This window comes from Synechococcus sp. SynAce01 (assembly GCF_001885215.1).
Classification (GTDB): domain Bacteria; phylum Cyanobacteriota; class Cyanobacteriia; order PCC-6307; family Cyanobiaceae; genus Regnicoccus; species Regnicoccus frigidus.
This window is the reverse complement of the sequence record NZ_CP018091.1, coordinates 1352612-1375324: the sequence shown is the minus strand read 5'-3', so window position 1 is coordinate 1375324 and position 22713 is coordinate 1352612. Positions and strand designations below refer to the sequence as shown.

Annotated in this window: 20 protein-coding genes; 11 read left to right on the top strand and 9 right to left on the bottom strand. The window is 64.5% G+C overall.

The annotated features are described in order from the left end of the window. Positions 1-143: 143 nt before the first annotated feature. From urtA to ureE, 4 genes are all read right to left on the bottom strand, one after another. Positions 144-1439 carry an urea ABC transporter substrate-binding protein gene (gene urtA, locus BM449_RS07215; protein ID WP_071800670.1) on the bottom strand — a complete coding sequence of 432 codons (1296 nt, stop codon included), beginning with the start codon at positions 1437-1439 and terminating at the stop codon, positions 144-146. Between the two features lie 116 nt (positions 1440-1555). Continuing rightward, positions 1556-2203, bottom strand: coding sequence for an urease accessory protein UreG (gene ureG, locus BM449_RS07210; protein ID WP_071800669.1), 648 nt, complete (start codon positions 2201-2203; stop codon positions 1556-1558). Positions 2204-2322: 119 nt separating this feature from the next. Then, positions 2323-3075, bottom strand: a complete 753-nt coding sequence (locus BM449_RS07205; protein WP_083544451.1) for an urease accessory UreF family protein — start codon at positions 3073-3075, stop codon at positions 2323-2325. After that, entirely contained in the window at positions 3029-3583 is a 555-nt protein-coding gene (gene ureE / locus BM449_RS07200; RefSeq protein WP_083544450.1) for an urease accessory protein UreE, read from the bottom strand. Before ureE ends, BM449_RS07205 begins: the two co-directional genes overlap by 47 nt. Positions 3584-3661: 78 nt before the next feature. Between ureE and BM449_RS07195 the strand changes: the two genes are divergently transcribed. After that, positions 3662-4603, top strand: coding sequence for an urease accessory protein UreD (locus BM449_RS07195; RefSeq protein WP_071802065.1), 942 nt, complete (start codon positions 3662-3664; stop codon positions 4601-4603). On the opposite strand, the gene BM449_RS07190 is transcribed toward BM449_RS07195, so the two are convergent. Beyond that, positions 4577-5635 (bottom strand): NAD(P)-dependent alcohol dehydrogenase, encoded by a 1059-nt coding sequence (locus BM449_RS07190; protein WP_233831198.1) that lies wholly within the window; start codon positions 5633-5635, stop codon positions 4577-4579. The two genes, BM449_RS07195 and BM449_RS07190, sit on opposite strands and share 27 nt — an antisense overlap. A 102-nt stretch (positions 5636-5737) precedes the next feature. Between BM449_RS07190 and BM449_RS07185 the strand changes: the two genes are divergently transcribed. Continuing rightward, positions 5738-6406 carry a TetR/AcrR family transcriptional regulator C-terminal domain-containing protein gene (locus BM449_RS07185; protein WP_071800668.1) on the top strand — a complete coding sequence of 223 codons (669 nt, stop codon included), beginning with the start codon at positions 5738-5740 and terminating at the stop codon, positions 6404-6406. Here the strand turns inward: BM449_RS07185 and BM449_RS07180 are convergent. Continuing rightward, entirely contained in the window at positions 6398-7774 is a 1377-nt protein-coding gene (locus BM449_RS07180; RefSeq protein ID WP_071800667.1) for an MFS transporter, read from the bottom strand. The two genes, BM449_RS07185 and BM449_RS07180, sit on opposite strands and share 9 nt — an antisense overlap. A 270-nt stretch (positions 7775-8044) precedes the next feature. On the opposite strand from BM449_RS07180, the gene BM449_RS07175 reads away from it, so the two are divergent. The 5 genes from BM449_RS07175 (at position 8045) to cynS (ending at position 11725) form a co-directional block, all read left to right on the top strand. Next, positions 8045-8452, top strand: a complete 408-nt coding sequence (locus BM449_RS07175; protein WP_071800666.1) for a type II toxin-antitoxin system VapC family toxin — start codon at positions 8045-8047, stop codon at positions 8450-8452. 232 nt (positions 8453-8684) lie between these two features. Continuing rightward, positions 8685-8987, top strand: coding sequence for an urease subunit gamma (locus tag BM449_RS07170; protein ID WP_071800665.1), 303 nt, complete (start codon positions 8685-8687; stop codon positions 8985-8987). A gap of 16 nt (positions 8988-9003) precedes the next feature. Next, positions 9004-9321: an urease subunit beta gene (locus BM449_RS07165; protein WP_071800664.1), complete on the top strand. Its 318-nt coding sequence runs from the start codon at positions 9004-9006 to the stop codon at positions 9319-9321. Between the two features lie 63 nt (positions 9322-9384). After that, positions 9385-11109 carry an urease subunit alpha gene (gene ureC / locus BM449_RS07160; RefSeq protein WP_071800663.1) on the top strand — a complete coding sequence of 575 codons (1725 nt, stop codon included), beginning with the start codon at positions 9385-9387 and terminating at the stop codon, positions 11107-11109. A gap of 148 nt (positions 11110-11257) precedes the next feature. After that, positions 11258-11725 (top strand): cyanase, encoded by a 468-nt coding sequence (gene cynS, locus BM449_RS07155; RefSeq protein ID WP_071800662.1) that lies wholly within the window; start codon positions 11258-11260, stop codon positions 11723-11725. Positions 11726-11832: 107 nt separating this feature from the next. On the opposite strand, the gene BM449_RS07150 is transcribed toward cynS, so the two are convergent. The 3 genes from BM449_RS07150 to BM449_RS07140 all read right to left on the bottom strand — a co-directional run bounded on the left by BM449_RS07150 (position 11833) and on the right by BM449_RS07140 (position 16324). Then, the gene (locus BM449_RS07150) at positions 11833-12714 is read right to left on the bottom strand and encodes a formate/nitrite transporter family protein (RefSeq protein ID WP_071800661.1); all 882 of its coding nucleotides are present in this window, start codon (positions 12712-12714) and stop codon (positions 11833-11835) included. 658 nt (positions 12715-13372) lie between these two features. Further along, positions 13373-14704, bottom strand: a complete 1332-nt coding sequence (locus BM449_RS15420) for a hypothetical protein (RefSeq protein WP_233831196.1) — start codon at positions 14702-14704, stop codon at positions 13373-13375. Positions 14705-14758: 54 nt separating this feature from the next. Next, a complete protein-coding gene (locus tag BM449_RS07140; RefSeq protein WP_071800660.1) occupies positions 14759-16324 on the bottom strand; it encodes a ferredoxin--nitrite reductase in 1566 nt (521 codons plus the stop codon). Between the two features lie 428 nt (positions 16325-16752). Between BM449_RS07140 and BM449_RS07135 the strand changes: the two genes are divergently transcribed. The 4 genes from BM449_RS07135 (at position 16753) to BM449_RS07120 (ending at position 22713) form a co-directional block, all read left to right on the top strand. Further along, the gene (locus BM449_RS07135) at positions 16753-18192 is read left to right on the top strand and encodes a circularly permuted type 2 ATP-grasp protein (RefSeq protein WP_071800659.1); all 1440 of its coding nucleotides are present in this window, start codon (positions 16753-16755) and stop codon (positions 18190-18192) included. Further along, entirely contained in the window at positions 18186-19268 is a 1083-nt protein-coding gene (locus BM449_RS07130; protein WP_071800658.1) for an alpha-E domain-containing protein, read from the top strand. Before BM449_RS07135 ends, BM449_RS07130 begins: the two co-directional genes overlap by 7 nt. Beyond that, a complete protein-coding gene (locus BM449_RS07125; protein ID WP_071800657.1) occupies positions 19253-20143 on the top strand; it encodes a transglutaminase family protein in 891 nt (296 codons plus the stop codon). Before BM449_RS07130 ends, BM449_RS07125 begins: the two co-directional genes overlap by 16 nt. Before the next feature lie 116 nt (positions 20144-20259). Then, entirely contained in the window at positions 20260-22713 is a 2454-nt protein-coding gene (locus BM449_RS07120; RefSeq protein ID WP_071800656.1) for a glycogen/starch/alpha-glucan phosphorylase, read from the top strand.

Genomic DNA, 22713 nt, shown 5'->3' with positions numbered 1-22713 from the left:
CTGAGCTTCCCCCACCTGCGGCGAATCCAGTTCAAATGATTGACTGAATCCGTTACGTAGGAAGAGATCAGATTGACGCCACTGATGGCTCTACTGCTGGCTCTACTATTGGCTCCACTGAATCATTGAAGCTACCGGGCTTATCACATCCGGAACTTGCCGGCATCAGGACGATCCTGGGTCCAATCACAGGTGTAGCCCTTGGTTTCAGGCACAAACTGATTCCAGGGAAGCGGCGGGATGGCCGTGCCGCTGTCCTGGAGGATCTTGAACTGGCCGCTGGGTTCAGCTTCGCCGATCATCACCCGTTCGGAGGTGTGATGGTTCGGGAACATCTCAATTTCACCCTGGGGAGCATCGAAGGTGATGCCAATCATGGTCTCGCGGACCTTGTCGAGATCGTCGTAGGTGCCGGCTTTTTCGACGGCATTCTTCCAGAGGTAAACCATGTTGTAGGCCGACTCCGCAGGGTCGCCCACCACGCGGTCGTCACCGTAGGCGGCTTGGAAATCTTCGACGAACTTCTTGGAGGCTGGGGTGTCCAGGCTCATGAAGTAATTCCAGGCGGCGTAGGTGCCAGCTGTGAATTCAGGCCCGATCTGACGAATTTCTTCCTCAGCGATCGAGAACGACATGATCTTGTACTTCTCAGGATCAATGCCCGCAGCCTGGAACTGCTTGAAGAGGGCAACGTTGGAATCACCGTTCAAGGTGTTGATGATGATGCCGCCCTCAGGGAAGACTTCCTTGATCTTGGCGATGATGGGAGCAACCTCCGTGTTGCCGAGGGGAATATAATCTTCACCAACAACTTCACCACCAAGAGCTTTCATCTGCTCTTTGATGATCGTGTTGGCTGTTCTTGGGTAGACGTAGTCGGAACCCACCAGGTAGACCTTCTTGCCGAGGGACTCGCCGTAGGTGTCCATCAGCCACTGCACCGCAGGCTCAGCCTGCTGGTTCGGAACGGCTCCGGTGTAGAAAATATTTTTCGAACATTCCTGACCCTCATATTGAATGGGGTAGAAGAGCATGTGGTTTTCGGCCTCATACACCGGCAACATCGCCTTACGGCTTGCCGAAGTCCAACCACCAAAGACAACGTTGACGCCGTCGGAATCGATCAGTTTCTGGGATTTCTCGGCGAAGGTGGGCCAGTCTGAAGCACCATCTTCGATGACCGGAACGATCTTGTAATTCTTATCTGCGACCGTGACACCACCGGCGTCATTGATTTCTTTAATGGCCATCTCCTCAACTTCCTTGAGGGTGGTTTCAGAAATTGCCATCGTTCCACTCAGGGAGTGGAGAATTCCAACCTTGATTTCACCATCAAAGTCTGTGGTCGTTTCCGTTCCGCCACCACAGGCAGAGAGTGAAACTCCGAGAACAGTTGCGGCAAATCCTGCGAAGAGTTGTCGTTGGGAAATGGAAACCATTGGGGCTTGTTTAAAATGATGGAAACGCCGCAATGCTGTCGGCTGAGTGAACCTAGGGAGCATGCCTTTTAGGGCGTGTAGTCAAAAGCACAAATCAGCAGGGCGACAGGGCGCGCTCAAGGCAGAGATCCCGCTTCCAGCACTTGTTGGTCATGATCAGGGATGGATTTCGGTAGTTGGCGCCACAGAAAGGCCTCGACCTGCTCAAGCCCCTCGCCACTGCGCAAGTTGGTGAAGCACCAGGGTCGACCGCCACGCATGCGCTCGGTGTCGCGTTGCATCACCTCCAGGTTGGCGCCCACCATGGAGGCAAGATCGATTTTGTTGATCACCAACAGGTCGGAGCGGGTAATGCCAGGACCGCCCTTGCGCGGGATTTTGTCTCCAGCGGCTACATCGATCACATAGATGCAGAGATCCACCAGTTCGGGGCTGAAGCTGGCCGCCAGATTGTCGCCGCCGCTTTCAACCAGCACCAGATCCAGATCTGGAAATTGCTGTTCGAGCTCTTCGACCGCCGCCCGGTTGATCGAGCAGTCTTCCCGGATGGCGGTGTGGGGGCAGCCGCCGGTTTCCACCCCCCGGATCCGCTCGGGCTCCAGTGCACCAGCGCGGGTGAGGAACTGGGCATCCTCCTGGGTGTAGATGTCGTTGGTGACCACTGCCAGCTGCAGCCGCTGCCGCAGCCGCCGGCAGAGCGCTTCGACCAGAGCTGTTTTGCCGGAGCCCACCGGCCCGGCCACGCCGACACGCAATTTGCTCATGGAGGAGTCTTCAACGGTTGACGGGGTTCTAGGTGGTTGGTGCGGGGCCCTGGGTCCAAGCGGCTGCAGATTCTGAACTGCGAATTCCGGGGTCTGCAACCTTGCCCGACAGAGACCGTTCAGCTGCGGAACAGCCTTGAGTAGAGCTCCGCGTGGCCGAGCTGGGCCATCCCTAATCCAACGCCCCCGCTCCAGAGGCTGCGCGGATCAACGCCGATCAGCTCGCCGGCCCGGCGCGCCAGTGGAGCGGCCAGGGCGAGCTGAAGGCGCTGGCCCTGGGTGGGTCCGAGTGGAATCAGGCGCACCGCCGCGCTCACCTGGTTGGCCACCCAGCTGTAGAGGTAGGCCTCCAGCAACTCCAGCTGGCCCAGCTCAAGCACCAGGCCAGCCCAAGCCCAGGCCGCCGGCCAGGCGAGCCGTGGGGCGGGTGAGCTGGGTAGCGGCCAGCCCAGTTCAGCGACCAACTGCAGCAGCGACCGTCCCATCTGGCGCTGCTGGGCCCGCAGCTCCGGCGCTTCGCGCAGGGCCAGCAGCCAGCCATCGAGATCGATGAGCTCCGCCTGGGCGCTCGCCGCTGACAGCCGATCTTGCTCACGCTCCCCGTCGCGCCATCGACGCAAGGCCACCTGCAACGGGCCCAGGGCCGCCGCCTCGATCGCGATCGCACCCCGGTCGAGCTCGGCCTCCAACCAGCTGCGCAGATCGCCAGCGCTGGTGATCCGTTGGGCTTGCACCAGCACCTCCAGGCCCTCGGAATAGCTGAACGCCCCCACCGGCAAGGCCGGGCTGACCAGCTGCAGCAGCTGCAGGCGCCGGGCGCCAGGCTCAGTGGGAATGGGAATGGGAATGGGAATGGCTGGTTGCGCTGGCATAGGCGCCGGATTCGGGCTGAAACGGTGCGGTGATCCTCTCGACGACCAGGCCCCGCTGGTGCAGCAGCTCTTCGAGCACCGAGTCCTGAAGCAGTCGCAGCTGGCCCTCCTGCAGCTCCATCGCCACGTGACGGTTGCCCAGGTGATAGGCGGCCTGCAGGAGGGCCAGCGGATCGGGGCTGCGCACCTGCAGCAGCGGCTCCGGGGCCGCCTCCACGATCACCAGGGCCGAGCCCGTGGCTCCGGCCAGATATTCGCCGGGCTCCAGCGCGCCGCCGCGGGGCAACTGCAGGAGAAGGTCGCGGCCGCAGGCACTGCGGCGGTGGCCGCGAAGGCTGCTGCGCTGGTCAGCGCTGAGCGGCAGCCGCAGGGGCTCGCTGTATGGGGAAAGGGCTGAGCCAGGGCTACCGCTCACAAGGCCCAGCCGTCGTATCAACACGATCGGACTGACTGCAGACTCGCTCACGCCGGGTTCGCTGACAACGGAGCTGCTCCACGGGCTGAGCATCACCTAAGCCAGCGCTCTGGCGGCCAATGGTGCCCGTTGCTACTGGCGCGCACCGAACTGGCGCTGACGATCGCCCCGATGACCGCCCTTCCCCCACCGGCTCTGGCCACCACCAACACCAAGGCCTCGCCCCCCTGGCGCGGTTCGGCGCTGTTGCGCTTCGAGGCCAGCGGCGAAGCGAACGGTCGTACCAGCCATCAGGGCGGAACCACCGCACCACTGAAGATTCAGAAGGCCTTTGCCCTCAGCGACGGCCGCTGCGAACTGCCCCTGCTGCACACCGCCGGCGGACTGGTGGGGGGCGATGAGCTGTCGATCCAGGCGGAGCTGGCCGCCGGCAGCCGCGCCCTGATCACCAGCGTGGCGGCCCAGAAGGTCTATGGCTCGGTCGGGCGTTCGCGGCTGGCGCCCGAGGGTCGCTGGACGCGGCAGGAGCTGCGCTTTGCGCTGCAGCCGGGCGCGGATCTGGAGTGGCTGCCCCAGGAACTGGTGATGTTTGCCGGCGGACTGTTCGAGCAGTCGTGCCGGGTGGAGCTGGCCGCGGGCGCCAGCTGGCTGGGGGCTGAAGTGGTGCGGCTGGGCCGCAGCGCCGACGCCGAAACCCTCGGCAGCGGGTGCTGGCGCTCGTTGCTGGAGGTGCGCCGTGAGGGACGCTGGAGTGTGGCCGACCGAATCGAGCTGGGCGGCGACAGCCTGATGGGCGGCCATGGCCTCGGCGGCCACCCGGTGTTCGGCAGTTTGGTCTGGGCCGCGCCGGCGCCGGTTCCCGAAGCGCTGCTGGAGCTCTGCCGCGCCGACCGAGCCGGGCTCGACGGGGAGATGGTCTGCGGCCGCCTCGATCAGGGCCTGGTGGCCCGCTACCGGGGCCCTTCCAGCCAGGCGGCCCGCTTCTGGTTCACAAGGATCTGGGCCCGGATTCGGGCCGAGCGCGGCCTGCCGGCACCGGTTCTGCCCCGGGTGTGGCCATTCCAGGAGGCGCCATGGCTTGATGGCTCAGGCGGCTCTTTCAGTCCGGTCTGATGACTCCTTGCCGCTGCTCTTGGGTGCAACCGCGATGGCGATCTTCCCCTGGACCTGGCGCTGCTCAAGCGCCGTGATGGCCTCGGGAACCTCTGTGAGGCCACAGCGGCGATCGATGAACGGCACGATCTTGCCGGACTCGAGCAGATCCGCCAGGGTCTGCAGATCGGCCGGATTGGGGTTCGAGGCCAACACGCCGACCCGGCGACGGCTGGTTCGGGAGATCCAGGGACCCTGCCAGAGCATCACCTGGAAAAAGCGTGCCGTCGAGCCACCGACCAGCACGTAAGTGCCGTCAGGAGTAAGTGCAGGCAGAACTTGTGCGAGGGGGCCATAGGCCGCTGTATCGAGGATCAGGTCATAACGGTGGTTGCCGGCGCTGAAATCCGCGCCGGCCAAATCGATTACGTGGTCAGCGCCGATGGAGCGCACCATGGCCATCTTGTGGGCGCTGCAGGCGCCGGTGACCTCAGCCCCGAAGGCCTTGGCGATCTGTACGGCGAACGAGCCCACCCCACCGGCGGCCCCAAGAATCAACACGTGCTGTCCCGCCTGGAGCTGGCCCTGGTCGCGCAGGCCCTGCAGGGCTGCCAAACCGGAGCAGGCCACGGTGCCGGCGGCCTCGAAAGAGATCGTGGCGGGCTTGAGCGTCAGGGCGTCTTCGGTGGCACGGGCGTACTCGGCAAAGGTGCCAAAGCCGCACACCGAGAGATCACCGAACACCGCGTCGCCGACCTGAAATCGGCCGACCCCCTTGCCAATGGCCTCGACGGTTCCGGCGACATCACAGCCGAGTGTTCGGAACTTCGGTCGGCGCAGGCCCCCGAAAAACAGCCGAATCACCAGAAACGGCTTGCCACGCATCAGATGCCAGTCGCCGGCATGGACGGAGGTGGCGCGAACCCTGATCAGCAGATCCTTGTCACCGATGGCGGGCTTCTCAACCGTCTGGAGCGAGAGGACGTCTGCGGAGCCGTAGACGTCTTGGGTGATGGCCCGCATGGTGGTCGTGGCCGGGCCCGGATTCGACATCAACGCTGCTCACTTACACCGTAAGCGAAGCATACGCCGTAAGGTTTGTGCCTTTACTGGATCGGATTGGCAGCGGGGAACCTGGCTGAAGCGAACCCTTCGATGCCGATCGCCCGACGTCCCCTCAGTAGGGAGCGGGTGCTGGCGGCTGCGCTGGAGATCGCCGATCAGGGGGGGCTCGCGGCCCTCTCGATGCGCAAGCTCGCCGAGGCGCTGGGGGTCAAGGCGATGTCGCTCTACAACCACGTGGCCAACCGGGACGCGATCATCGACGGCCTCGTTGAGATCGTGGTCAGCGAGATCGCCCTGCCGGAGATCGGCGGCGACTGGAAGGCCGCGATGCGGCAACGGGCGCTATCGGCCCATCGGGCCCTGCTACGCCACCCCTGGGCCGCCCTGGCGATTCTCTCGCGGCTGAACACCGGGCCGGCCATGCTCCGCTCCATCGATGCCACCCTCGGATGCCTGGTGGCGGCGGGTTTCTCCCTGGAGCAGGCCGATCACGGCTGGAACGCCGTCGACAGCCACATTTACGGCTTCACCCTGCAGGAGATCAATTTTCCGATCGAGGCTCAGGACTACGCCGCGATGGCCTCCTCTTTCCTGCCCCAGCTTCCCGTCGATCGTTTTCCCCACTTGAACGCGCTGAGCCGCCAGGTGATCGAGTGCCGCTACGACGGGCTTCATGCCTTCAGCTTCGGACTTGAGTTCATCCTTGATGGGCTGGAGCGCTCCCTTGGCCCAGCAGCGCCGCCGGAATCCTCAGGCTGATGCTTGTTGTGAAACGACTGGCTGCTGAGGCCAGCGCCGCATCACCACAAGCCCCAGCGTCACCAGCACCGCTGGGATCAAGCCGATGCAGAGGCGGATCATCGCCACGGCCGTGGCGGGCTGATCCTCGGCGAGCCCGGCCACATAACCGCTCCAGCTCAGCAGGTTGCCTAGCAGAAACACCGAGAGGGCACTGCCCAGCTTCTGGGTCATCACCATCCAGGCGGTGAACAGCCCGGCGGGGCGCTCCGGATCGGCATCGATCGCATCGGGCAGCAACGACCAGGGCAGCAGGTAGGCGGTGGCGGCCCCCAGGCCGAGCAGCAGCACCACCAGCACCAGCAACGCGAACCTGAGGCTGTTGCCACCAGGAGCCAACGGTGCCGCGGTGGCATCGAGCGGCACCAGCAGCATGGCCAGCACACCCATGGCGATCCAGAGTCCACCGCCCCAGCGCAGGGCCACCAGCCGTCCACGCCGCGCCGCCAACCGGCTCCACAACTCCAGGCCGGCCATGGCACTCAATTGGAAAGGAATCAGCATCCAGGTGCTCCAAGACTGGGGCAGATGCATCACCTCAGAGAGATAAAGCAACGACACCGGCTGCATCAATTGCAGCGCTCCCCAGAGCAGCAGATACAACCCCACCACGCGCAGGAAGCGGCCATTGCGCCGGATGCGCCCCAACTGGGCTGTGATCGGCTCGGGTCGCCCCGATGGCCGGCGGCAGACCCGGGCCGCGGGGGCCAGGCCCCAGGCCGAGAGCAGGGTGCCCACCACCGCGACCGCTCCGGCGGCCGCCCCCATCGCCAGGTAGCCCGGGGCGCCGTAGCCCACCAGCAGGGCGCCAAGCAGCAGGCCCACCAGGCTGCTGAGAATCGAGCCGGTGAAGCGGGCCGCGTTGAGGCGGGTGCGCAGCTTGGTGTCTTCGGTGAGCTCGGTGGCAAGGGCGCAATAGGGCAGGTTCACGCCGGTGTAGGCGGCCATGAACACCACCGAACTGAGCACGAACCAACCGAAACGCAGCAGTTCACCACCCGGCGGGAACCACCACATCAGCGCCATGCTCAACCCGAGCGGCAGCGCACTCCAGATCATCCAGGGAACGCGCGGGCCGAGGCGCGATCGGGTGCGATCGCTGAGCCAGCCCATCAGCTGATCGTTGATGGCATCCCAGAGCCGGCCCACCATCAGCACTAGGCCCGCCAGCCAGGGCGGCAGCCCGGCGATCTGGGTATAGAACACAAATAAATAGAAGCCGATCAGCGCCGCAGCCATGCCGGTGCCGGCATCACCGATGCCGTAGGCGACCACCGTGCGGTGACGCAGGGCCGACGGCAAGGCCAGCAGATCCATCGGCTCGGCCATGGCGGTGCAGCGGCTCAGACTCTGAGCATGTTGGTCTGCCCCCGGTGCCGGAAGCGGGCTGGGCCAAGGCGGCAGGATTTCGGTGGCTTGTGATGGACTAAGTCCAGCCCTAAGCTAAAAAATCATCCAGTCATGCCGGCATGGAACAGCCTGCCCCACAGCTGGGGCCTCTGGCGCCCCCACCCCCGCAGCGCCTACCAGGCCGGTTGCGCAACCAAGGGCCACTGAGCCAACCCAACGCCCTGCTGGAGCCCATGGAGGCTGAAGAGCTTGCAGCCTGGGACGAACTCCTCGGGCTACCTGCTCGACAGCCATGTGCTGCTCTGGTGGTGGTTCGATCCTGAACGGCTCTCTTCAGCCGTGCAGGCGCTGCTCGTGGATCCCACCAGCCAGATCCTGGTGAGTGCTGCCTCTGTCTGGGAACTGAGCCTCAAGCACCACCGCGGCAAGCTGCCCGAACTGGAAGGCTCCATCGCTGACCTGCAGGGCCTGCTGCAGGCCGATGGCTTCGGGGGCCTGCCGATCACAGCGGCCCACGGGCTGAGGGCAGGGGCCTACCCCCAGCCTCACAGGGATCCCTTTGATCGCGTCCTCGCTGCCCAGGCCAAACTGGATCGCTTGGTGCTGCTCTCCGCCGATCCACAGCTCTCCACCTTTCCCTGTCAGACCCTCTGGTGACGTCGCTTGGCTCCAGATCACAGGCCGTTGGATGAGACGATCCTCCCAGAGTGTCTACGAGTTGAAGTTCGCCAACCTGACTCCCAAGAGAGACCCCATTGATGTGGAGTGCGAACTCCCCACCGTCTCTTTCGTAGCCAATTGGGCCTCTCAACCAGCACCGTCTGAACGTTCCTGCTGAACCTGCCCGGACGCCTGGCCACTGCCAGAGTGTCGCTGGTCGTTTCCACCCATGCATCTCACTCCCCAGGAGAAAGACAAGCTCCTGATCGTCACGGCTGCCCTGCTGGCGGAGCGCCGCTTGCTGCGGGGCCTGCGCCTCAACTACCCAGAAGCGGTGGCCTGGCTGAGCTTCCAGGTGCTGGAGGGGGCGCGGGATGGCAAATCCGTGGCTGAGCTGATGAGTGAGGGCACCACCTGGCTGCGCCGCGACCAGGTGATGGAGGGGATCCCTGAGCTGATCAGCGAGGTGCAGATGGAAGCCACCTTCCCTGACGGCACCAAGCTGGTCACCCTGCACGACCCGATCCGTTGAACACCCCCCGCCCCCCATGACCCCCCTGATTCCCGGCGAGCTGTTCAGCGAGCCCGGCAGCCACACCCTCAACGCAGGCCGGCCGGTCACCACCCTGGCGGTGGCCAACCGCGGTGACCGGCCGGTGCAGGTGGGCTCCCACTTCCACTTCCATGAGGCCAACAGCGCCCTGCAGTTCGATCGGGAGGCCGCCCGCGGCCAGCGGCTGGACATCCCCGCCGGCACAGCGATCCGGTTTGAACCGGGGGACGAACGGGAGGTGCATCTGGTGCCCCTGGCCGGCCGGCGCCATGTCTACGGCTTCAACGGCCTGGTGAACGGTCCGCTCGACTGAATCTGCTCGCCCAACCCTTTCAGCACCGAACCTCTCCGCACCACACCTTTCCCCAACAGACCCATGCCCTATCGGATGGATCGGCGGGCCTACGCCGAAACCTATGGCCCCACCACCGGCGACCGGCTGCGGCTGGCCGATACCGAGCTGATCCTGGAGGTGGAGAAGGATTTCACCACCTATGGCGAGGAGGTGAAGTTCGGCGGCGGCAAGGTGATCCGCGACGGCATGGGCCAGGCACAGACCACCCGCGCCGCTGGCGCCGTCGACACGGTGATCACCAACGCCCTGATCCTCGATTGGTGGGGGGTGGTCAAGGCCGACATCGGCCTGCGCGACGGCCGCATCTGCGCGATCGGCAAGGCGGGCAATCCCGACATCACCGATGGCGTCACGATCGTCATCGGGCCCGGCACCGAGGCGATCGCTGGCGAGGGTCACATCCTCACCGCCGGAGCCCTCGACACCCACATCCACTTCATCTGCCCGCAGCAGATCGAAACCGCCTTGGCTTCCGGGGTCACCACCCTGCTGGGCGGCGGCACCGGCCCGGCCACCGGCAGCAACGCCACCACCTGCACCCCCGGCGCCTTCCACATGGGCCGCATGCTGCAGGCGGCCGAAGGTCTGCCGGTGAACCTGGGCTTCTTCGGCAAGGGCAACGCCAGCACCCCCGAAGCCCTCGAAGAGCAGATTCGAGCCGGCGCCTGCACCCTCAAACTCCACGAAGACTGGGGCACCACCCCCGCCGCCATCGACTGCTGTTTAACAGTGGCCGACAAGTTCGATATTCAGGTCTGCATCCACTCCGACACCCTCAACGAAGCGGGCTTTGTTGAAGACACGATCCGGGCAATCGGCGGTCGCACCATCCACACCTTTCACACCGAGGGGGCCGGCGGCGGCCACGCCCCCGACATCATCCGGGTCTGCGGCGAGGCCAACGTGCTGCCCAGCTCCACCAACCCCACGCGCCCCTACACCCGCAACACGCTCGAGGAACACCTCGACATGCTGATGGTGTGCCACCACCTGGATCCTTCAATCCCCGAAGACGTGGCCTTCGCTGAATCACGCATCCGCCGTGAAACGATCGCCGCTGAAGACATCCTCCACGACCTCGGCGCCTTCAGCATCATCGCCAGCGATTCCCAGGCCATGGGCCGGGTGGGTGAAGTGATCACCCGCACCTTCCAGACGGCCCACAAGATGAAGGTGCAGCGGGGCCATCTCCCCGAAGATGCCGCCAATCCCCGCGGCGCCCGCAACGACAATCACCGCCTCAAGCGCTATATCGCCAAGGTCACGATCAATCCAGCGATTGTTCACGGAATCGATAGCCAAGTGGGGTCGGTGGAAGTGGGCAAACTGGCCGATCTTGTGCTCTGGAAGCCGGGCTTCTTCGGCGTCAAGCCAGAGCTGGTGATCAAGGGGGGCTCGATTGTCTGGGCGCAGATGGGTGATGCCAATGCCTCGATTCCCACCCCGGGCCCCGTGCATGGCCGGCCGATGTTTGCCGCCTACGGGGCAGCACTCGCCCCCAGCTGCCTCACCTTCTTGAGCCAGGCCGCCCTCGACGACGACCTGCCGCGCAAACTGGGCCTGAAGCGGCCCTGCGTGCCGGTGGTGCACTGCCGCGATATCGGCAAGGCAGACATGCGCAACAACAGCGCCCTGCCCAAGGTGGAGGTGGACCCGCAGACCTACGAGGTGTTCGGCGACGGCGAATTGCTCACCTGCGAACCAGCCGATGTGCTGCCGATGGCCCAGCGCTACTTCCTGCTCTGAGTCCAGGCAGGGTGGGGCTATTCGTAGCAACCGGCACGGGCTATTGCGCGTTAGGAAGAGATGATTGAAAGGCCGCATAATGGCGGTTGCTCAGCAGCATAAAAACCTGCTTGTTTCCATCCCTTCTGTACGCCGCTCTACTCATTTTATGGCCCACTCGTTTGCCTCAGCTTCGCCAGGCCCCAGCCTCACCGCCACCCTGATGGCCGCCAAGAAAGCCAAGGGCCTCAGCTTTGCTGACCTGGAAGCGGCCATGGGTCTCGATGAGGTCTGGATTGCCTCGTTGTTCTATGGCCAGGCCGCAGCTTCAGCGGCGGAGGCCGAACAACTGGCTGGCCTGCTGGATCTCTCAGCGGAGATTGCCGAAGCCCTGCAGGCCTACCCCACCAAAGGCTGCCTGGATCCGGTGCTGCCCACCGATCCCTTGATCTATCGCTTCTACGAGATCATGCAGGTGTACGGCTTGCCGCTCAAAGATGTGATTCAAGAGAAATTCGGCGATGGCATCATGAGCGCCATCGACTTCACCCTCAATGTGGAAAAAATCGAAGACCCCGGCGGCGCTCGCGTCCAGGTCAGCATGTGTGGCAAGTTCCTGCCCTACAAGAAGTGGTAATCGCCGCCAGGTGATCAGACCCGGTTCTTTTCGCCAATAAAAAACCCAGCCAGAGGCTGGGTTTCGGCCACTCACGAAGAGTAGCCACTTATCGAGAGAGTGCTGGATCAGCGAGCACCAAGCTCGGCAGCCAATTCACGCTCCAGCCGTTCATCATGCTTCAGCGGCAACACATTGCTGATGGGTGAACGGTGCGTGCTGTAGAAGAGCATGCCGATGAACACCATGCCGCCCACAATGTTGCCCAGAGTGACGGGAAGATAATTCCAGAAGACGATCTGGGCGAAGCCCACGCCAGAACCCAGCAAAGGGCCGGTGGTGTGCAGGAACATATTCACCACAATGTGCTCCATACCCAGGGCTTGGAAGGCGGTGATCGGTAGCCAGCAGGCCATGATCTTGCCTGGAACGCTCTTGCTCACCAGCGCCAGGGTGACCCCAAGACAAACCAACCAGTTGGCAATCACGCCACGAAGAAAGGCAAGAAAAAAGCCAAGAAGGCCCAGATCTTGATACTTGGTAATCACATTGGCCTTGTTCAGGCCGATGATTTTGTTGGCGACCTCCACCCAGTCACCGGAGCCTGTGGCCAGGTCTGCGGTGCCACCACTGGTGAGGCTGATGGCAAAGAGAATGCCGACCAGGCCGGTGCCAAGGAAATTACCGATCCACACCCAGATCCAGTTGCGGAAGGTTTTGCTCCAGGTGGTCCGGCCTGCCCAGACCGCCATCGGCAGCAGGGCAAAGTTTCCAGTCACCAACTCCATACCGAACAGCACGATGCTGGCGAATCCGAACGGGAAGATGAACGAGCCGATCCAGGGAATGCCCGTCTGAACCATGATCGTGAGGGCCAGGCACAACGCCAGGCCGAGGGCGGATCCGGAATAAAACCCGCGCAACAACAGATTCTTAATACTGACGCTGGATTTCTTGCCGCCGGCGGCAATCATGCCGTCGACGAGTTCATTCGGTAAGACGTAATCCATTGGAGGAAGGTAAGCCTGGAAAAGGGTGTGGGACAGAAGCGCGTATCAGATTTTGAATCAGGCCTGGGATTCGAGCCTGACGTTCGCAAAAAGAGAAGACATCAGCCGCTAATTCGATTCATCAACCTGCTGAATGGATCAAGCCGTTTCCGTGAAGGCTGCGTTTCAGGGGTATCTGCGCCCAGGGCGCTGAACCAATTGAGGAGCCGCGACATCGGGTCAGAAGCTTGCTTGGAAGGGATGGAAGCCATAAAAACTCAATGCAAAAATAGTTGGACGAGATTCGCTGAGATACAGCGGCAGCAGGGACCTGAGCGGACCCAAGATGCCAAGCAACGCAAATCATTCAAACGGCTGAATCGTGCTGGCCAAAGCAACGACGCAACAAAAGCTTGCGGGTCAATGCCTAGAAGGACACAGAGCCCAAGCGTTTCACGCGTGGAAGTCAATGTGCGGGCGTCAGGAGCCGATTGGCCCCATAACAAAGTTGCACCCGCAGATATTGACCCAAAAAGAAAATGAAGCAGCCAAGGCTGACTCATTCACTCAATTATTAGAACAGGGGCGAGTCTTCCTGCCTGTAGCTCGTGTTACCAACCACCCCGATCCCGGCTCGGTAGCCGCCCCATGTGGTCATCTGCTCACGCAGCGGGAGCGCTTAAGGCAGGCAGAGGAGCAAATCCAGCAGGCACGCGCGCAGTGCGGGGCGCTGCAGCAGGGGCTCAGCACACCAATCGGGCAAGGCCTCAGTGAGGCGATTGCTGGCCAGCACCAACGGCAGCACAACGGGGCGGTCTGAAGGGTCTTCAAGCAGCGAGCGCCCTGCATCGGAATCCGGCGCGCTGTAGGGCGTGGGCAGGCAGGTGGCGCCGCAGAACGGGCCGAGGTGGGCCAGATAGCGCCCGGCCAGGGAGCTCCGAAGCGGGTGATGCAGCAGCAGTGGCAGCAGCGGCCCGTCGTCGCCAGCGGATGGCTCGCTGGCCGCCACCAGGGCGCACACTTCCTGGCGCAGGGCCTGCTGCCAGAGGGGCCAGGCCCCCAGGAAGGGCAAGCGGATCACTGGGCCGCTGCTACGCCAGCGGGCGGCCAGCGCCGGCACATCGCCGCAGACGTGACTGCCAGGCAGCAGCAGCAGTGGCATCAGGCTCAGGGGCTGGCCCTCAGCGGCCTGGCGGAGCGGTTCGGGAACGGGCAAGGCCGCTGCCGTCAGAGCCTGGAGCAGCACCGGCGAGCGACGCAGGCTTTGTAACTCGGCGCGCAGGACCTCCAGCTCGGGCGGGATCAGCCCACCACTGCGGCCGTGCACCACCAGGACAAGGGGATTGGCCGGCAAGGCCGCAAGCCGGCGTTGCCGGCGCCGTTGCACCGAAGGCTCCAGGGCTGCGGGCGCCAGGCCCGCGAGCGCCCGCCTGGGCTGGGGCAAGCGGGCCAGCAGATCCAGCGCAGGGGCGGCCAGGGAAGGCTGCAGACCCGTAACCAGCTGGCGCAACAGGGCGCGCAGCGCAGGCAGGGGCCAGCTGGAGAGTCCGACAGCCAGCCCCTCAAGGGCCGCCTGACGGCAGCGCAACGGCTGCGGACCCAGCAGCCAGCTCGATAACAACGCAAAGTCGGCCGGATCGCGCTGATGACCGAGCAGGGGCAGCAGCCAGGGCGCCCGCCCGACCCCATCGGCGGCCAAAGCCTGGCGCAAGCGGGCCGCCAGGGCGGGACCGCGGTGCTGACCGATCACCTGCAGCACGGCGGGATCCCTGGAGCCGCCCCTCAACCAGCCGTCCAGCAGCCGCAGCGCCGCCGCGGCGTCGAGGCGCGGGGCCAGGGCGGCGATCAGGTCGGCATCGAGCGACAGGGCTCCGGTTTCGATCGCCTGCAACCAGGCCTCCAGGGGCACATCGCTGCTGCGCCGCAGCCGCTGCAGCCAGGGCCAGCGCTGCGCAGACTCCGGGCCCGGCAAGGCGGCCGGCAACAGGCTTGTCTCAGGCGTGCAGGCCACGCCGTCCTCGCAGGTGATGGGGTTCCACGATGGCAGCCTCGCCAGCCAGCGGCCTCAGCCGCCGGCCAGCTTCCGCCGGGCACCGAAGTGCTCCACCAGCAGCTCCTCCATCACATCGGGGAGTTCGCTCAGGGGCACCCCTTTGTGGTGCAGCTCGGCCAACCGGGGTTCGGCGCCCATGGCACCGCCAAGGAAGATCTTCACCGCCTCCACCATCTCGCCGTCTTTGCGGGCCTTGGCGCCCATCAGGCCGATCTGACCCATGTAGGGCTGGCCACAGGCGTTGGGGCAGCCGGTCCAGTGGGTACGCACCGATTCAGGCAGGTCAACCCGTCGCTCCAGCTCCTCCACCAGCGCCTGGGCGGTGCCTTTGGTTGGGATCAGGGCAAAGCTGCAGTAGGCGCTGCCGGTGCAGCTCACGGCTTCGGCCTGCAGGGCGCCGGGGTCGGGGCGGAAGCGCTGCAGGAGCGGCTCCGCCTCCAGCGCCTGGCGGCGAGCCAGCGGAACATCGGGCAGAAGGGCGTTCTGGGCCTCGGTGAGCCTGAGCTCGCCGCTGCCATAGCGGCGGGCCAGGCCGGCCAGGGCCAGCATCGACTCCCCATCCAGTCGGCCCATCGGCACGTGGAGCCCGAGCCAGCCGAGCCCCTCCTGCGCCTGTGGATTCCAGCCCAGGCCATCGCGGGGGGCCCGATCCACCAGGTGGCGGCCGTCGTGGGGCTGGATCCGGGCCTCAGCCGGGGCACCGGCCTGCTCGCCATACACCTCCAGAACCGCCGCCCGATAGGCCTCCAGGCCGAACTCGTCGATCAGATACATCAGCCGGCTCTTGTTGCGCAGCTTGCGGTTGCCGCACTGCTCGAAATGGCGCAGCACCGCCAGGGCGAAATCGGGCAGCTGGTCGGCCTCCAGCCAGAGCCCGAGGGGGATGGCCAGTTCATTGCGCTGGGCGGAGAAGAAGCCCCCCACCATCACGGTGAAGCCGAGCCGGCCGTCGTGATGGGCCGGCAGGAAGGCCAGGTCGTTGTGGAGCAGGAAGCTGTCGGGAGCACCGCCGACGGCCACGTTGAACTTGCGGGGCAGGTTGCGCGGGCCATCGGCGCAGAACAGGCGATCCTGGATGGCCTGCACCAGCGGGCGGGTGTCGACGATCTCCTCGGGGTCGATCCCGGCCAGAGGGTTGCCGGTGATGTTGCGGGGGTTGTCATGGCCGGATTGGCGGCTGGTGAGGCCGAGCCGCTCCATGGCGTCCAACAACGGCGGCATGTCTTCAAACAGCAGCCCCCGCAGCTGCAGGTTCTGGCGGGTGGTGATGTCAGCGCTGCCGTGCTCACCGCAACGATCGATCGCTTCACCCAGCAGTTCCAGCTGCTCGGCGGTGATCACCCCGTTGGGAAGCCGCAAGCGCAGCATGAAGCGGCCGGGTGTGACCGGCCGAAAAAAGATCCCCAACCACTTGAGGCGAATGGTGAGGGTGGCCTCATCGAGGGCCTCCCAGCCATTGCGGGCCAGCTGGGGCAAGCGGGGCAGGAGGTCGAGGCCGCAGAGGTCAGCCTTGGCCTGCTCCACCTTGGTCAGCGTCGCTGGCAGATGTTCTGAAGCCGGAGGGGAAGCGGAAGTCATGGCGATACAAACGGCACGCCCAACAGGCACACCCGAACAACGTGGGAAAAATGGCGTGACGGCGCTAATCACGCAGCGGCAAACCCAATGGAGCCAAAGCTCAAGGTGCCAGCGAATTCAGCACCGGTAGATCCAGCAACAGCGGCGCCTGCAGCCGGGCCCCAGCAGAGGTGGAACCGCAAACAGCCGGCTGACGCCAATGAGAGGTGCGTCGCCTGGGGAATGGTCAACAAGGCCCTGAAGGGCCGGCCCAATCGTCGAGAGCCGCTTTGATCATGCAGGGCAGGGCTGCCAGGCGGTGTCGTGATCGTTACGGCTCTGAACACACAGCCGGGGGATCGATCACCAACCCGAGTTGAATCAGTAGCAACGATCACTGGGGCTGTCAATGACGCTCTTCATGATCTCCATCTGCCCAAGGCTGATCGATGTTCACCGAGTATCTGCCACGCAAGGGATATGACGAGTACTTCACCGCAACGGCCGAGCCCCGGGCCGCACTCAAACCCCTGCTCTCCTCCCTGGGCCAGCTCGGCATCGAGGAGATCAACCGCAACCACGTGGCCGCCGGTCTGCTGCTCAAGCGGCTCGGGGCCACGTTCCGGCTCAACGGCTCCGGCGAGGATGGCGGCGAGCGCATCCTTCCCTTTGATCCCCTGCCCCGCCTGATCCGCTCCGGCGACTGGCAGCGCCTGGAACGGGGCCTGATCCAGCGGCTCGAAGCGATCGATCACTTCCTCGCCGATGTCTACGGCGACCAGGCCATCCTCAAGGACGGGGTCGTTCCCCGCAGCGATGTCGAGAGCTCCCATGGCTGGCGGCCGCAGATGCGGGGCTTCAAGCCGCCGCTCGGGCGCTGGTGCCATGTGTCCGGTCTCGACCTGATCCGTGATGGACAGGGCACCTGGCGGGTGCTGGAAGACAACCTGCGCTGCCCATCGGGCGTGGCTTACTTCCTGGAAAACCGGCGGGTGATGAAGCGGATGTTCCCGAGCCTGTTCGCCGGGCCCACCGTCCAGCCGATCGACGACTACCCCTCCCACCTGCTCCAGACCCTGCACAAGCTCGCCCCCTGGACCGACACCCCCAAGGTGGTGCTGCTCACGCCAGGGGTGTTCAACAGCGCCTACTTCGAGCACAGTTTCCTGGCCCAGCAGATGGGCATCCAGCTGGTGGAGGGCCGGGATCTGGTCTGTGAGAACAACCGGGTCTGGATGCGCAGCACCGCCGGCCTGGAGCTGGTGGATGTGATCTACCGGCGCATCGACGACGATTTCCTTGACCCAGCCGTGTTCCGCTCCGATTCGATGCTGGGGGTGCGCGGGCTGATGGAGGTCTACGCCGCCGGCCGGGTGGCGATTGCCAATGCCCCCGGCACCGGCGTGGCCGACGACAAGCTGATCTATGCCTATGTGCCGGAGATGATCCGCTACTACCTCGACGAGGAGCCGATCATCGAAAACGTGCCCACCTACATCTGCGCGCGGGCTGAAGACAGGGCCTACGTGCTGGCCCACCTCAAGGATCTGGTGGTCAAATCCGTCGGTGAAGCGGGCGGCTACGGCATGCTGATCGGCCCCCATGCCTCCGCCGAGGAGATCCAGCTCTTTGCTGAGAAGATTCAGGCCGATCCACGTAATTTCATTGCGCAACCCACCCTGGAACTTTCAACGGTGCCCTCGCTGAGTGAAGGTGAGCTCTACCCCTGTCACGTGGATCTCAGGCCCTATGTGCTGCGCGGCAAGGGCGCCTGGGTCAGCCCCGGCGGCCTCACCCGTGTCGCCCTGCGGCGCGGTTCACTGGTGGTGAACTCCTCCCAGGGCGGGGGCTGCAAGGACACCTGGATCGTGGATGAAGCCACATGCTGAGCCGCGTCGCCGACTCCCTTTATTGGATCAACCGCTATATCGAGCGAGCGGAAAACCTGTCGCGCTTCCTTGAGGTCAGCGAAGCCATGGCCCTCGACTGCCCGCCGGGCAGCGCCGAGCCCTGGCTGCCCCTGATCGATGCCAGCGACGATCGTGAGCTCTTCGACGAGCTCTGTCCGCAGGGCCGCCCCAGCGACGTGGTGGGCTTTTTGATCAACCACCCGGAGAACCCCAGCAGCATCGTCAACTGCATCGCCTCGGCCCGGGAGAACGCCCGTCAGATCCGCGAGGTGATCACCTCCGAGATGTGGGAGCAGCTCAACGACATCTATCTCACCATTCACGAAAGCGACCAGTTCTGGCAGCAGCCAGCCCAGGAGCAACTGCACCAGATCCGCTACGCCTGCCAGCTGTTCTATGGCATCACCGATGCAACGCTCAGCCGTGATCTCTCCTGGCAATTCAGCAAACTGGGCCGATTGGTCGAGCGCGCCGAAAAGACAAGCCGGATTCTCGATGTCAAGTATTTTCTGTTGTTGCCAGCCGCCGAGGTGGTCGGCGGTGTGGTCGATGAGCTGCAGTGGATCTCGCTGTTGCGCTCCGCCGGCGCCTACCAGATGTTCCGGCAGTCGCAGCAGAAGGCCATCGCCCCCAAGGCCGTGGCGTCTTTCCTCCTGCTCGACCCGATTTTTCCCCGCTCCGTGCGCTATTGCCTGGAGGGAATCAACAAATCCCTGCGGGTGATTCGCGGCAACCCCGTGCCAGGTCCACCCGACGACCTGGAATGCCTGAGTGGCCTGATGCTCGCCAATTGGAGCTATGTGCGCATCGATGAGTTGGTCGGTCGGGGCCTGCATGAGGCGATCGATCACTTCCAGAGCGATCTCAACACCCTGCATGAACGCATCGACGAGCGTTATTTCGTCACCAGCCAACCGGCGCCGGCCACTGCCTCGATGCCGTCCGATTTCAGTGGCGACACGTCCAATGGCGACACTGGGGCCGAATCCGCCGTTGTCGCTGCGAGCTCCACCCTCCCCACCGCTCCCACGTCCCAGGCATGCGCGCCCGCATAACCCACACCCTCACCTATCGCTACAGCGCGCCGGTGCTGCTGGGACCCCATCGCCTCTGCATGAAGCCGCGCGCCCATGGTTTTCAGCGGCTGCTGGCCTTTGATCTGGCCTTCTCCCCCGATCCCCACGGCCTGCATCCGTTGATCGCCGCCAGTGGTGACGACATCCTGCGCGCCCATTTCCTCGGCTCCACCGACTGCCTTGAGGTCCGGGCGATCAGCGAAGTGGAAACCCAGGTGGCTCCCTTGCTGCAGGCCTGCCTGGCCCTGAACGAACCGGAACTGCCCTATCCCGTGGGCCAGTTGAACGGGGATCTGATGGGCAGCCTGGAGGGTTGGCTGCCCAACGGACAGCACGAGCCGGCGGCGGTGGAACTGGCCCAGGAAGCACTGATGGGAAGCGATCAGCGCGCCCTGATGTTTCTGCAGCAACTGGTCGAAATGATTCAGGACCGGGTCAAGTACACACAACGGCACACCGGTCCGGCCTGGCCGGCCGGACGCACCCTCAAGGAACGGGTGGGGTCCTGCCGGGACCTGGCGGTGCTGATGATCGAAGCCTGCCGCTGCGTCGGGCTGCCGGCGCGGTTCGTCAGTGGCTACCACCTGGTGGAGCCGAAACCGGAGCGCTACGACCTGCACGCCTGGGCAGAGGTGTACCTGCCGGGTGCTGGCTGGCGGGGCTTCGATCCCAGCGGCATGGGGGCCATCGACGATCGCTACATCCCACTGGCCACCTCCTCGAAATCCACCCTTACCGCCGCGATCTCCGGCTCGTTCAGCGGGCCATTGGGTGTGGAGAGCGAGCTGAGTTGGTTGATCGAAGCGGAAATGCTTGACGCCGTACCGACGCTGCCGAACCTGCTGCACTTCTGAGCAAAACCCAAACCAAAGCCTGAGGGCCATCCATCCTCAACAGGAATCGGTAACCGTTGGAGCAGCATTGATCACCCTTCCCGCACCATGAAGGTCTCAGCAACACGTCACGCTTGATGGCAACGACCAGCGCACCCCCCGCCAACCGGGGTAACGCTCCCTTCTCTGACGGCCACACCCTGGCCGAGGGGATGCGCCACCATCTCTTCTCCAGCCTGGCGAAGTCGCCCTCGCTGGCCACCCAGCACGATTACTACCGCGCCCTGGCACTGGCGGTACGCGATCAACTGCTGCACAACTGGGTCGATACCGCCGAGGCTTACACCCAGGCCCACGTCCGGACCGTCAGCTATCTCTCGGCCGAATACCTGCTCGGCCCTCACCTGGAGAACAACCTGGTCAACCTCGGCCTGCGCGAGGCCGCCGCAGCCGCCTGCAGCGAACTGGGCCTTGACCTGCAGGAGCTGATCGAGGAAGAACCGGAACCGGGGCTGGGCAACGGCGGTCTGGGTCGCCTGGCGGCCTGCTTCCAGGAATCAATGGCCAGCCTTGAGCTGCCGGCGATCGGCTACGGCATCCGTTACGAGTTCGGCATCTTCCGCCAGCAGATTCGCTACGGCAATCAGGTGGAGAGCACCGACCCCTGGCTGGCCCAGGGCAACCCCTGGGAAGTGGTGCGCCCGGAGTGGAGCTACCCGGTCACGATCGGCGACAACACGGTGATCGGCGTCGCCTACGACACGCCGATCCTTGGCTATGGAGTCAGCACCGCCAACACCCTGCGGCTCTGGTCGGCCCAGGCCCCGGAAGCGTTCGATTTCGCCTCCTTCAACGCCGGCGACTACACCCGGGCGGTTCTGCAGAAGATGCAGTCGGAAACGCTCTCGAAGGTGCTCTATCCCAATGACGAGATGGAGCAGGGCAAACAGCTGCGCCTGAGCCAGCAGATCTTCTTCGTGAGCTGCAGCCTCCAGGACATGTTCCGCATCCTCAAGGGGCAGGGGCTGGCGGTTACCGACTTCCACACCAAATTCGCCGTTCAGCTCAACGACACCCACCCGGCAATCGCCGTGGCTGAGCTGATGCGGCTGCTGATGGATGAGCACGACGTGGACTGGGACACCGCCTGGTCAATCACCACCGCCAGCATCAGCTACACCAATCACACCCTGTTACCCGAGGCGCTGGAAACCTGGGGAGTGGATCTGTTCGAGCGGCTGCTGCCCCGCCAACTGCAGATCATCTACGAAATCAACAGCCGCTTTCTGCGCATGGTTCGCATCCGCTACCCCGGCCAACCGGGCCTGCTGGAGAGGATGTCGCTGATTTCGGAGGGCGGTCAGCGCAAGGTGCGCATGGCCAACCTGGCGGTGGTGGGCAGCCACCACGTCAACGGGGTGGCGGAGCTGCACAGCCAACTGGTGCGCAGCCAGCTGTTCGCCGAGTTCGCCGGGCTCTGGCCCGAGCGCTTCACCAACGTCACCAATGGCGTCACGCCCAGGCGCTGGATCGCCGTGGCCAACCCCCCTCTCTCCGGCCTGCTCGATGAGGCGATCGGCGCCAACTGGCGCCGTGATCTGGGCGAATTGCAGCGCCTGGAATCGTTCGCCGACGACGCCAGCTTCCTGGAGCGCTGGCATTCCGTGCGCGACCAGGGCAAACAGCGCCTGGCGAACACCATCCATCAGGACCTGGGGGTGTTGGTGGATCCCTCCTCCCTGTTCGATGTGCAGGTGAAGCGGATCCACGAATACAAGCGCCAGCACCTGGCCGCCCTGCAGATCGTCGAGCGCTACCTGCGCCTGCGCAACGGTGAGGATCTGCCGCCGCGCACCTTCATCTTCGGTGGCAAGGCGGCCCCGGGCTACGCCATGGCCAAGCTGATTATCCGCTTGATCAACGGCATCGCCGAAATCGTCAACATGGATCCCGCCATGGACGGCCGGATGCGGGTGGTGTTCCTGCCGAACTTCAGTGTCAGCCTTGGCCAGAAGGTGTATCCAGCGGTCGACCTTTCCGAGCAGATCTCAACGGCCGGCAAGGAGGCCTCCGGCACCGGCAACATGAAGATGGCCCTGAACGGGGCGGTCACGATCGGTACCCTCGATGGCGCCAATGTGGAAATCCGCGATCTGGTGGGCCACGAGAATTTCTTCCTGTTCGGCCACACCGCCGAAGAGATCGAGGCGATCAACCGCAATGGCTACCACCCGATGCCCTGGCTGGAGAACGACCCGATCGCCCGCGAGGCCATCGACCTGATCGGCTCGGGCCACTTCAGCGAAGGTGACCGCGACCTCTTCCATCCGCTGCTGGCCAACCTCTGCAGCAGTGATCCCTTCCGGGTGATGGCCGACATCGGCGATTACCGCCGCGCCCAGAACACGGTGGATGAGGCCTGGGTGCGAAGCGAGAGCTGGAGCAAGATGTCCCTGCTGAACTGTGCCCGCTGCGGCTTCTTCAGCAGCGACCGCTCGATCAACGAGTACGCCGAGCGCATCTGGAAGGTGTCTCCAGTGCCCATCACAACCTGCGCCCTGATCCCCTCGGCACAGGCGGACCAAGCCTGA

Bases quoted from the DNA above. Each gene is read 5' to 3' on its own strand.
- urtA (WP_071800670.1), bottom strand. From the start codon at position 1,439: ATGGTTTCCATTTCCCAACGACAACTCTTCGCAGGATTTGCCGCAACT.
- ureG (WP_071800669.1), bottom strand. From the start codon at position 2,203: ATGAGCAAATTGCGTGTCGGCGTGGCCGGGCCGGTGGGCTCCGGCAAA.
- BM449_RS07205 (WP_083544451.1), bottom strand. From the start codon at position 3,075: ATGCCAGCGCAACCAGCCATTCCCATTCCCATTCCCATTCCCACTGAG.
- ureE (WP_083544450.1), bottom strand. From the start codon at position 3,583: ATGCTCAGCCCGTGGAGCAGCTCCGTTGTCAGCGAACCCGGCGTGAGC.
- BM449_RS07195 (WP_071802065.1), top strand. From the start codon at position 3,662: ATGACCGCCCTTCCCCCACCGGCTCTGGCCACCACCAACACCAAGGCC.
- BM449_RS07190 (WP_233831198.1), bottom strand. From the start codon at position 5,635: ATGTCGAATCCGGGCCCGGCCACGACCACCATGCGGGCCATCACCCAA.
- BM449_RS07185 (WP_071800668.1), top strand. From the start codon at position 5,738: ATGCCGATCGCCCGACGTCCCCTCAGTAGGGAGCGGGTGCTGGCGGCT.
- BM449_RS07180 (WP_071800667.1), bottom strand. From the start codon at position 7,774: ATGGCCGAGCCGATGGATCTGCTGGCCTTGCCGTCGGCCCTGCGTCAC.
- BM449_RS07170 (WP_071800665.1), top strand. From the start codon at position 8,685: ATGCATCTCACTCCCCAGGAGAAAGACAAGCTCCTGATCGTCACGGCT.
- BM449_RS07165 (WP_071800664.1), top strand. From the start codon at position 9,004: ATGACCCCCCTGATTCCCGGCGAGCTGTTCAGCGAGCCCGGCAGCCAC.
- ureC (WP_071800663.1), top strand. From the start codon at position 9,385: ATGCCCTATCGGATGGATCGGCGGGCCTACGCCGAAACCTATGGCCCC.
- cynS (WP_071800662.1), top strand. From the start codon at position 11,258: ATGGCCCACTCGTTTGCCTCAGCTTCGCCAGGCCCCAGCCTCACCGCC.
- BM449_RS07150 (WP_071800661.1), bottom strand. From the start codon at position 12,714: ATGGATTACGTCTTACCGAATGAACTCGTCGACGGCATGATTGCCGCC.
- BM449_RS07140 (WP_071800660.1), bottom strand. From the start codon at position 16,324: ATGACTTCCGCTTCCCCTCCGGCTTCAGAACATCTGCCAGCGACGCTG.
- BM449_RS07135 (WP_071800659.1), top strand. From the start codon at position 16,753: ATGTTCACCGAGTATCTGCCACGCAAGGGATATGACGAGTACTTCACC.
- BM449_RS07130 (WP_071800658.1), top strand. From the start codon at position 18,186: ATGCTGAGCCGCGTCGCCGACTCCCTTTATTGGATCAACCGCTATATC.
- BM449_RS07125 (WP_071800657.1), top strand. From the start codon at position 19,253: ATGCGCGCCCGCATAACCCACACCCTCACCTATCGCTACAGCGCGCCG.
- BM449_RS07120 (WP_071800656.1), top strand. From the start codon at position 20,260: ATGGCAACGACCAGCGCACCCCCCGCCAACCGGGGTAACGCTCCCTTC.